Source organism: Caulobacter sp. P4_E5 (assembly GCF_056401555.1).
Genome location: NZ_JBFUJD010000162.1, coordinates 1 through 1,421, shown reverse-complemented (window position 1 = coordinate 1,421; position 1,421 = coordinate 1). Strand labels below are relative to the sequence as shown.

The 1,421-nt window shown below is 67.8% G+C and carries 1 protein-coding gene; it reads left to right on the top strand.

Annotated elements, in window-relative coordinates:
• The first annotated feature begins 58 nt into the window (after window positions 1–58).
• The gene (locus AC1DSO_RS24740; protein WP_477071328.1) at window positions 59–1,306 is read left to right on the top strand and encodes an aspartate kinase; all 1,248 of its coding nucleotides are present in this window, start codon (window positions 59–61) and stop codon (window positions 1,304–1,306) included.
• Window positions 1,307–1,421: the final 115 nt, after the last annotated feature.

Below are 1,421 nucleotides of genomic sequence, written 5' to 3'. Positions count from 1 at the left end.
GGGGAGCGATCCGGCCGCGCGGGCGCAAGAAATAACCAAGCCTCGAGGTACAGAAGACGTGTCACGTCTGGTGATGAAGTTCGGCGGCACGTCGGTGGCCGACCTGGAGCGCATCCGCCGGGTGGCGCGCCTGGTCGCCGCCGAGGTCGCGACTGGCAAGCAGGTGGCGGTGGTCGTGTCGGCCATGTCGGGCAAGACCAATGAGCTGGTCGCCTGGACCGACGGCTCGGGCCGCGCCGCCCAGGGCATTCCGGAATCCGACGACGAGTACGACGCCGTCGTCGCCTCGGGCGAACAGGTCACGGCCGGCCTGCTGGCCATGACCCTGCGCAACATGGGCCACAAGGCCCGCTCGTTCCTGGGCTGGCAGGTGCCGATCCTGACCAACGCGGCCCACGGCAGCGCCCGCATCGAGGACATTCCGCCCGAAAACCTGGAAGCCTGTTTCGCGGCCGGCGAGATCGCCGTCATCGCCGGCTTCCAGGGCGTGACCAGCGACCAGCGCATCACCACCCTGGGCCGGGGCGGCTCGGACACCTCTGCAGTGGCCATCGCCGCGGCGGTCAAGGGCGCGTGCGACATCTATACGGACGTGGACGGGGTCTACACCACCGACCCGCGGATCGAGAGCAAGGCCAAGCGCCTGGCCAAGATCAGCTACGAAGAGATGCTTGAAATGGCCTCGCTAGGGGCCAAGGTGCTGCAGACCCGTTCGGTCGAGATGGCCATGGCCCATCGCGTCCCGGTGCGGGTGCTGTCGAGTTTCGTCGAGCCGGGCGAAGCGCCCGGACAAGGTACGATCGTCTGCGACGAGGAAGAAATCATGGAAAAGCGCATCGTCTCGGGCGTCGCCTACAGCCGCGACGAAGCCAAGATCACCCTGCTGGGCCTGCCCGACCATCCGGGCGTGTCCTCGCAGATCTTCGGCCGCCTGGCCGACGCCAACGTCAATGTCGACATGATCGTGCAGTCGCGCGCCCGCAGCGCCGACACCGCCAACATGGAGTTCACGGTCGGCAAGCGTGACGCCGCCCGCGCCGTCGAGATCGTCCGCGCCGCCCGCGACGAGATCGGCTTCGAGGACGTCGCGGTCAACGAGGACGTCGCCAAGGTGTCGGTGATCGGCGTCGGCATGCGCAGCCACGCCGGCGTCGCCCAGTCGATGTTCGCGGCCCTGGCCGAGAAGAACATCAACATCCAGGTCATCTCGACCTCGGAGATCAAGATCAGCGTCCTGATCGACGCGGCCTATACCGAGCTGGCCGTGCGGGCCCTGCACGCGGTGTACGGACTGGATCAGCTGTAAGATTTGRGCGGAGGGGACGCCCCCTCCGTCACGTCGCCTATCGGCGCCGCGCCACCTCCCCCGTTTCACGGGTGAGGAGGATGCCGCTTCCTCCTCCCATGCGAAGCGGGGGAGG